Source organism: Roseomonas sp. CECT 9278 (assembly GCF_918698155.1).
GTDB lineage: Bacteria > Pseudomonadota > Alphaproteobacteria > Acetobacterales > Acetobacteraceae > Neoroseomonas.
Genome location: NZ_CAKKLX010000016.1, coordinates 85,338 through 93,987 on the forward strand (window position 1 = coordinate 85,338; position 8,650 = coordinate 93,987).

Annotated in this window: 8 protein-coding genes; 2 read left to right on the forward strand and 6 right to left on the reverse strand. The window is 75.3% G+C overall.

Translation table 11 applies throughout. The annotated features are described in order from the left end of the window. Nucleotides 1-169: 169 nt before the first annotated feature. The 6 genes from LQ222_RS12800 to hrpB all read right to left on the reverse strand — a co-directional run bounded on the left by LQ222_RS12800 (nt 170) and on the right by hrpB (nt 7,556). Nucleotides 170-1,303, reverse strand: coding sequence for a YbfB/YjiJ family MFS transporter (locus LQ222_RS12800; RefSeq protein WP_230166849.1), 1,134 nt, complete (start codon nt 1,301-1,303; stop codon nt 170-172). Nucleotides 1,304-1,390: 87 nt separating this feature from the next. Then, on the reverse strand, nt 1,391-1,699 hold the full coding sequence (locus tag LQ222_RS12805; protein WP_230166851.1) for a hypothetical protein: 309 nt from the start codon (nt 1,697-1,699) through the stop codon (nt 1,391-1,393). A 10-nt stretch (nt 1,700-1,709) separates the two neighbouring features. Further along, nucleotides 1,710-3,152: a HAMP domain-containing sensor histidine kinase gene (locus LQ222_RS12810; protein ID WP_230166853.1), complete on the reverse strand. Its 1,443-nt coding sequence runs from the start codon at nt 3,150-3,152 to the stop codon at nt 1,710-1,712. A 24-nt stretch (nt 3,153-3,176) separates the two neighbouring features. Next, nucleotides 3,177-3,857 carry a response regulator transcription factor gene (locus tag LQ222_RS12815; RefSeq protein WP_230166854.1) on the reverse strand — a complete coding sequence of 227 codons (681 nt, stop codon included), beginning with the start codon at nt 3,855-3,857 and terminating at the stop codon, nt 3,177-3,179. A gap of 88 nt (nt 3,858-3,945) precedes the next feature. After that, entirely contained in the window at nt 3,946-4,995 is a 1,050-nt protein-coding gene (locus tag LQ222_RS12820) for a S1C family serine protease (protein WP_230166856.1), read from the reverse strand. Between the two features lie 32 nt (nt 4,996-5,027). Further along, nucleotides 5,028-7,556 carry an ATP-dependent helicase HrpB gene (hrpB, locus tag LQ222_RS12825; RefSeq protein ID WP_374202164.1) on the reverse strand — a complete coding sequence of 843 codons (2,529 nt, stop codon included), beginning with the start codon at nt 7,554-7,556 and terminating at the stop codon, nt 5,028-5,030. Nucleotides 7,557-7,660: 104 nt separating this feature from the next. Between hrpB and LQ222_RS12830 the strand changes: the two genes are divergently transcribed. Continuing rightward, on the forward strand, nt 7,661-8,317 hold the full coding sequence (locus LQ222_RS12830; RefSeq protein ID WP_230166857.1) for an EI24 domain-containing protein: 657 nt from the start codon (nt 7,661-7,663) through the stop codon (nt 8,315-8,317). Between the two features lie 107 nt (nt 8,318-8,424). Beyond that, nucleotides 8,425-8,650, forward strand: a 226-nt coding sequence (locus LQ222_RS12835) for a hypothetical protein (RefSeq protein ID WP_230166859.1), incomplete at its 3' end; no start/stop codon positions are given.

Sequence of the window (8,650 nt, forward strand, 5' to 3'; positions counted from 1 at the left end):
GTCGCCGGCGGCAATCGGCTTGTTCCTGGTCGTCCTTCGGACGGCGGGCGGCGGGCATCCGCCCGCCTTGCCTTCGCGCCATGGATGTTGCGCCCTGGGCCGCTGGTGGTCTGGGCGCGGTCGCGCTTCGCGCTCGCGCACGATCCGAAGCGGGCGGCCGCGTCATGGTTCAGCGTGGCGCGCGGTCCGCCAGCCCCACGCCCAGCGCCGCCACTGACAGCGCCAGGCCCGCGGCGAAGACCGCCGCATGGCTCTCCCCGGTCGCGCCGAACAGCGCGGCCATCGCGAAGCCCGTCGCCGCCTGCGCCACCGCGAAGCCGGCGGTCACGCGCACCCACAGCACGCCGGCCTCGGCCCCCGCCCTTTCGCGCGCCGCCGCCAGCGCGACCGACGTCACGCCCACCGCCGCCGCGCCGGACAGCACCGCGGACGCGACCAACCCCGCCACGCCCGGCACCAGCGCGCCGCCCAGCGCCGCCACCTGCGCCGCCAGCGCCACCACCATCGCGCGCCGCCCGCCCAGCCGGTCCGCCAGCGCCCCGCCGCCCAGCCCGCCCGCCAGGCCGCCGGCGCCGAACAGCACCCACATCCAGCCGCCGGCCGCGACGCCCAGCCCGTGCCCGCGCGCGGCCAGGTCCGCCAGGTACACCATCGGCGGCACCAGCCCGGCGCCCGACAGCGCATAGGCCACCACCAGCGCGGCCGCCGCCGGCACCGCCGCCTGGTCGCGCCGCGCCAGCATGGCGGGGGGTATCGGCCAGGACCGCCGCGCCAGCGCCCACAGCAGGATCGTCGCGCCCGACAGGCCCGCCCATGCCGCGACCACGCCCTGCGTGACCAGCGCCGGCACCATCAGCCCGCCCAGCATGATCCCGGCCGCCACGCCCATCAGCACTACGCCGCCCGCCAGGCCACGCCGTTGCGGCGCCACCACGGCCTGCACCGCCGGACCCGCGAGCCCCATGAGCACGCCGCCCGCCACGCCTGCCAGGCCTCGCCACAGCGCCAGCCACGCCAGCCCGCCATTCCAGGCGCAGCAGGCCGCCGCCAGCGCCGCCAGCGCCATCCCGGCATCGAGCGCGCGCGGCACCGTCACGGCGCGCGCCACCGACCGCGCCAGCAGCGCCCCCGCCAGGTAGCCAGTGAGGTTGACGGCGCCGAGCAGCCCCGCCCCCGCGCCATCGACCCAGCCCGCCGCCACCAGGGCCGGGAACAACGGCACATAGGCGAAGCGGGCCAGCCCGATCCCCGAACAGGTCGCGGCGGCGCCAGCCAGCGCCACCTTCGGCACCGCGCGCGTCACCGGCCACCCATGGGGCGCGGCGCGGTGTCCGCCGGTGGCGTGCGCCGGCCCGTCGCCGGCCCCGCAGGACCGGCGCGCCGGCCGGGGTCAGTGCTCCAGTCGCGCGGCGCGGATGGCGCGGCGCAGGCGGGCCACGCCCGATCGCGGGTTCCCGTTCTCGCACAGCCGCAACCCGTCCTCCGCCAGGCTGCGCGCCGGTTCGGTCCGCGCGCCGGGCATCGGCGCCAGGCGCTGCGCCAGTTCACGGCAATAGTCGGGGCTGTCGGTCGTGACGCGCGCCACGGGTTCCGCGCCCGTCGCGAACACGGGCGCGGCGACCACCAGCGCGAGGATCGGCAGGCGCAGCATGTCGCATACCATCGCAAAGCCGATCTCGCCGGCCGGTGGCCACGCCATGACCTCGCGGTCATGCGACGCCCAGGCGGATCGTCGCGCGCAGGCCGCGCACCGGCGCACCGGGCGATGCGTCCTCGAGGAACAGGTCGCCGCCATGCAGGTGCGCCACCGCGCGCACCAGCGACAGGCCAAGCCCCGACCCCGGCGTGCCGCGCGACGCATCGGCGCGAAAGAAGCGTTCCCCGGCGCGGGCCCGGTCGGTCGCCGACAGGCCGGGGCCGGTATCCTCGACCACGATGTCGATGCGCTCGCGCGCCGGCGCGCGCGCGCTGATCCGCACGCTGCCGCCGGAGGGCGTGAACTTCAGCGCATTGTCGATCAGGTTGCCCACCGCCTGCGCCAGCAGGTCGCGGTCGCCCACCACATCGAGCCGGACCGGCAGGTCCACCGCGATCGACTGGCCGCCGGTCTCGGCCACCGCGCCGTAGAATTCCGCGACATCGGCCAGCACCGGCACCAGGTCGAGCGGCGCGAAGGCGGCGCGGCGCGCGCCCGCCTCGGCCTCGGCGATGCGCAGCAGCGCGCCGAACACGCGGGTGATGTGATCGAGGTCGGCGATGCCCTGTTCCATCGCGGCGCGCAGCGTCTCGGCGTCGGTCTGCTCGCCCAGCGCCTCCTCCAGCTTGGCCCGCGCGCGCGCGATCGGCGTGCGCAGGTCGTGCGCGATGGAATCCGACACGCCGCGCACGCCGGCCATCAGCCGGTCGATGCGTTCCAGCATGTCGTTCATGCTGCCGCCCAGCCGGTCGAACTCGTCGGCGCGCTGGGAAATCGGCACGCGGCGCGACAGGTCCCCCGCCGCGATCGCCTGCGCGGTCAGCGCGGCCGGGCGCAGCCGCATCTCGACGGCGCGGCGCAGCACTGCGGCACCCAGCAGCGCGAAGGCCGCCGCCGCGACCGCCGCCCAGGCGATGCCCTCGGCCAGCAGCGTGCGCAGCTTCTGCTTCTCCGCCACGTCGCGCCCGACCACCAGGCTGTAGCGTTCGCCGAGCTCGATCGCATAGAGCCGTGCCTCGATCTGCGCGCCTTCGCGCTGCACCGTGCCGAAGGTCCAGGTCGCCTCGGGCGGCAGGCCGGGCGGCCAGCGGTCGAGATTGCCCGCAAGGCGCGCGTCATTGGCATCGAGCAGCAGGTAGATTGCCGTGCCCTCGACATCGGAAGCGAGGCGGTCGGCGATCGCCTCGCTCACCGCGCCGGGGCCGCCCTCGCGCCAGCGTTCGATCAGGCCCAGCGCATCGGTGCGCACCGCGGCATCGGTCTGGCGGTCGAGCGAGCCGGCGGTGGCGTACCACAGCACCAGCGCGAACAGCGCCGAGGCACCGATGAAGATGACCGCGAACAGCAGCGCGAAGCGGAAGCCGGCGCTGCGCATGAAGCGCAGCATGCCCTCCCAGCGGCCGACCGCCTCGCCGCGTGGGAAGGCGGGGGGCGGGGTGACGACGCCCTCAGGCACCGTGCGCGGGGTGGCCCCGCATCCTCACGCCTCGGCGCGGATCATGTAGCCGGCGTTGCGCACGGTGTGGATCAGGGGCCTGTCGAAGCCCTTGTCGATCTTCTGCCGCAGCCGGCTGACATGCACGTCGATCACGTTGGTCTGCGGGTCGAAATGGTAGTCCCAGACCTTCTCGAGCAGCATGGTGCGCGTCACCACCTGGCCGGCATGGCGCAGCAGGTGTTCGAGCAGGCGGAACTCGCGCGGCTGGATCTCGATGCGCTTGCCCGCGCGCGTGACGGACCGGGCCAGCAGATCCATCTCGAGATCGGCGATCCTGAGGCGTGTGGCCGGCGCATCCATGGTCGGGCGGCGCGCCAGCACCTCGACGCGCGCGAGCAGTTCGGCGAAGGCGAAGGGCTTGACCAGGTAGTCGTCGCCGCCGGCCTTCAGCCCCTTCACCCGTTCATCGACGGCGCTCAGCGCCGACAGGAACAGCACCGGCGTGCGGTTGCCCTGCGCGCGCAGCGTCTCGACCAGCCGGACCCCGTCCACGCCGCCGGGCAGCATGCGATCCAGCACCAGGATGTCGAAGGGCTCCGACGCCGCGAGGAACAGCCCGTCGCGCCCATTGCCGGCGTGCTCGACATTGTGCCCGGCCTCGGCCAGGCCCTTGCGGACGAAGCGCGCGACCTCGGCATCGTCCTCGACCAGCAGGATTCGCATCACGTGTTTCCAGGCCTGCGTCGCGCCCGGGGCGGACGCGCCGGGCGCAGACTACCGCGCGGCGCGTGAAAGGCGAATGGCCGGGCCTTCACCCTTCGCCGGGGCGCCGGCCGATCTGCACCGCGATCTCCTGGTTGCGCCCGGCGCGCTGCAGCGTCAGGCGCACCGTCTCCCCGGGCGGCAGCACCGCCACGCCGCGCACCAGCGCGCGGGAGGTGGTGACCGCCTCGCCGTTCAGCGCCGTCACCAAATCGCCCTGGCGCAGGCCGGCGCGCGCGGCGGGGCTGCCGCGCTCGACGCCCATGATCAGCGCGCCGCGCTGGCGGCGGCCCTGTTCCTCGGCGTCGGAGACCGACACGCCGAGCCAGCCGCGATCGACCCGCCCGCCGCGCAACAGCGCCTCGATGACCGGGCGCGCCAGGTCGGAGGGCACCGCGAAGCCGATGCCGGCCGAGGCGCCCGAGGGCGAGTAGATGGCCGTGTTGATGCCGATCACCTCGCCCTGCATGCTGAACAGCGGCCCGCCGGAATTGCCCGGGTTGATCGGCGCGTCGGTCTGGATGAAGTCGTCGAAGGGGCCGGCGCCGATGTCGCGCCCGCGCGCCGAGATGATCCCGCTGGTGACCGACCCGCCCAGGCCGAACGGATTGCCCGCCGCCATCACCCATTGCCCGACCCGCATGGTACCGGATGCACCGAGCGAGACGGCCGCCAGCGGCGCGCGCGGCGTGATCCGCAGCAGCGCGATGTCGGTCAGTTCATCCGCGCCGATCACCCGCGCCACGTAGTCGGTGCCGTCCTGCGTGGTGACCGTCACGCGCGTGGCGTTGCCGACCACGTGCCCATTGGTGACGACGATGCCGGAGGGTTCGATGATGAAGCCCGACCCCGCGCCCTGCACCAATTGCCCGCGGCGGCCGCGTTCGACCGGCCCGCCGCGCTGGTCGCCGGCACCTTCGCGGCTGGTCACCTGGATGCTGACGACGGCCGGCAGCACGCGTTCGGCCAGGTCGGCGAAGTCGGGCAGGCCGCGCTGTGCGGCGGCGGGCTGCGCGCAGGCTGCCAGGGCGGCCGGCAGCAGCAGCGCGAGGCGGCGCGGCAGGGCGGGCGAATCGGGCGTGGTCGGGCGGAGGGTCACGCCCGGCAATCTGCGCTTGCGGCCCGGCCCGTTCAACCAGGCGCTGTCGGATCCTCAGGCCAGGCGTGCTTCGGGTAGCGGCCGCGCATGTCGCGCCGCACATCGGCCCAGCCGCCCTTCCAGAAGCCGGCCAGGTCGCCGGTCACCGCCACCGGCCGCCCGGCCGGCGACAGCAGCGCCACCTGCAGCGGCACGCGCCCGCCGGCCAGCGGTGGCATCGCCGCCAGGCCGAACAGGTGCTGCGCGCGGGCTTCGAGCGTGGGCGTGTCGCGCGCATAGTCGATCGCGGCGGACCGCCCGCCCGGCAGGGCGATGCGCGTGGGCAGCGCGGCGTCCAGCGCGCGGCGGCGGTCCCAGGGCAGGGCATCGAGCAGCAGCGCCGTGGCGTCCAGCCCGCGCAGTTCGGCCAGCCGCGTACGCCCGTGCAACTGCGGCGCCAGCCAATCGCGCACCGAGGCCACCAGCGCGGCATCCGAGACATCGGGCCAGGTGTCGCCCTCGACGCGGCGCAGCCAGCCGATGCGCGCCTGCGCCTGGCGCGCGGCGTCGGTCCAGTTCAGGTCGCGCAGCCCGCGTTCGGCCGCGGCATCGGCAAGCGCAGCCGCGACGGCGGCCGGGTCGGCATGCGGCAGCGTCGCTTCCTCCAGCACCAGCGGGCCGAACATCAGGCGGCGGCGCGCCACGACAGCACCGGTGCGGGCATCGAAGGCGGCCCCTTCCTCGCGCCGCAGGCGTTCGGGGAAACGAGCTTCCAGCACGGCGCGGTCGATCGGCGCGGCCATGCGGATGCGGGTCTCGGTGCCCTGCAATTCCAGGTCAGCGACGGCCAGCAGTGGCGCGCGCGCCAACGGGTCGGTGGCGGGCAGGCGCGCGCCTTGCCCGGATGCCAGCCGGAAGGCGCCATCCATCGCGCCGCGCTTCGCCGCGATGCGATCCGGGAAGCCTGCCGCGAGCAGCGCGCCGGCATCGCCCTGCGCGGCGACCGACCCATGCACGCGCAGCCGCCGGCGATGCAGCGCGGCGGCACGGCGGATGCGATGGATGGCGCCGGCATCGGCGTCGCCGCCATGCGGCGCGGAGGCAGCGCCGCGGTCGCGCCCATGCAGCAGGTCCAGGCGCAGGTGGATGTCGGAGGGTGCGTCGCGCCCCCGAATCGGGTCGCGTTCCTCGAGCAGCGCGGCGATGTCGGCCGCCAGCGCGCGTTCCCCGTCATCCGCCGCCGCCAGCATCATGCGCGCGAGGCGCGGATGGGTGCCGAGCCGCGCCATGCGGCGCCCGACATCGGTGATGCGCCCCTGCCCATCCAGGGCATCGAGGTCGCGCAGCAGTGCCCGCGCCGCGGCCACCGCACCGGTGGGCGGCGGGTCGAGGAAGGCCAGCGTCGTCGGCTCCGCGCCCCAGGCGGCGCAGTCGAGCACCAGGGAGGAGAGCTCCGCCTCCAGCATCTCAGGCCGGTCGGACTGCGGCAGGCCGCGGTGCAGCGCCTCGGTCCACAAGCGGATCGCCACGCCGGGTGCCTGCCGCCCGGCGCGCCCGGCGCGCTGTTCGGCGGCGGCCTTGCCGATCCGCAGCGTGGCCAGGCGCGACAGGCCGGTGGCGGCATCCAGCCGCGGCGCCCGGCGATACCCCCCATCCACCACGATCCGCACGCCAGGCACGGTCAACGACGTCTCGGCGATCGAGGTCGCCAGCACCACCTTGCGGCGGCCGTCGGCGGCGGGGTTCAGCGCGATGTCCTGCTCGGCGGGCGGCAGTTCGCCATGCAGCGGCACGACCAGCGCATCGAGCCCGGCCAGGCGTTCGAGCGTCCGGCGGATCTCCCCCCAGCCGGGCAGGAACGCCAGCACGTCGCCCGGGTGGTCGCGCAGCGCGTCGCGGATCGCACCCGCCATGGCCTCGGGCAGGTCGCGCGCATCCTTGAGGTCGCGCGCGCGGTAGCGGAGTTCGACGGGAAAGGCGCGACCGAGGCTTTCAATGACCGGGGCGCCCGCCGGCCCGGTCGCCGGAGCGCCGAAGGGCGCGGAGGCGTGAATCGGCCCGGCCGCCATCAAGCGCGCGAAGGCCGCGCCATCGAGGGTCGCGGACATCGCCAGCAGCCGCAGCTCCGGCCGCAGGTTCGCCTGCAGGTCGAGGCACAGCGCCAGCGCCAGGTCGGTGTCGAGGTTGCGTTCATGCGCCTCGTCGAACAGCACCGCCGCCACGCCATCGAGTCCCGGGTCGGATTGCAGCCGGCGGACCAGCAGGCCCTCGGTCACCACTTCGACGCGGGTGCGGTCGGACACCAGGCGGTCGAGTCGCGTGGCCAGGCCGATGGTGCCGCCGGGCTGGCCCTCGCCCAGCAGGTCCGCCATGCGGCGCGCCGCGGCGCGGGCGGCGACGCGGCGCGGTTCCAGCACCAGGATGCGGCTTCCCTGCGCCCAGGGCTCGTCCTTCAGCACCAGCGGCACCAGCGTGGTCTTGCCGGCGCCGGGCGGGGCCACCAGCACGGCATTGGGCGCGGCGCGCAGGGCGGCGGTGAGCGCGGGCAGCGCCTCGGCTACCGGCAGGTCGGTGTCGATCACGCGCCCCGTCTAGAACAGCGGCCGCGCGCGGGGAACCTGCGCGGCCCCTCCTGCTGACGCCCGATCCGCCCGATATGGCTTCGCATGATACGTACCGTATTCGCATGATCCGCGCCGTCGCCCTCGCTGTGTCGCAACTCAACGACCCCGCCTTCCGGCGCCCCCTTCTGTGGGGCGTCCTCGGCGCCGCGCTGTCCATCGCGCTGCTGATCTGGGGCGCCATCGAGGGCGCGGCCTGGCTGGCCGGCGGGACAGGCTGGCTGTCCTGGCTGGCGCAGGCGGGCGGCGGGCTGGCGGCGCTGGTGCTGGCCTGGTGGCTGTTCCTGCCCGTCGCGGCGGCGATCGCTTCGCAGCTGGTGGAACCGGTGGCGGCCGCGGTGGAGCGCCGCCACCACCCGCATCTGCCGCCGCCGCAGGGGGCCTCGATCGCCGCGCAGATCGCCTTCGGGCTGCGATTCGGCCTCAGGCTGCTGGTCCTGCAACTGGTCCTGCTGCCGCTGCTGTTCATCCCGGTGGTGGGCTTCGTGCTGGCGATCCTGGTCTCGGCCCATGCGCTGGGGTCGGGCATGGTGCAGCAGACGGCGCTGTTGCGCATGGACAGCGCGCAGGCGCGGCAGGCCTGGCGCCGGCTGCGGTGGTCAGGCTGGGCCCTGGGCCTGGTATTGGCGGCGATGGCGCTGGTGCCGCTGCTCAACCTGTTGGTGCCCGTGCTCGGCACCGCGGCGGCCGTGCACCTGCTGCAACGATCCACAAACAGTTGATTGCGCGAATCCTGGGGATAAGCCGGGCTGCGGCGTTGTGGCCGGCTTCAGGCGCGTGCTAGCCCCGGTGGGCCATACGCAACAGCCGGGAATCGAGGGGAACCGACATGTCGATCTTCCGCCGCAAGGATGAGACGGGCCAGCCCGAAGCCGCGCCGGCGACGGTGCCGGTGTCGCGCGATTCCGACCTGGCCATGCCGCCCTTCCGCCCGTCCGGGGTGACCCTGCCGGCCGCCGCATCGGGCCCGGCCGCACCGAAGCCGACCGCGGCCCCGGCGCCAGCCGCCGGCGTCGCGCGCGTGCCGCCGGCCCCCGCCGCGGCCTCCGCCGCCG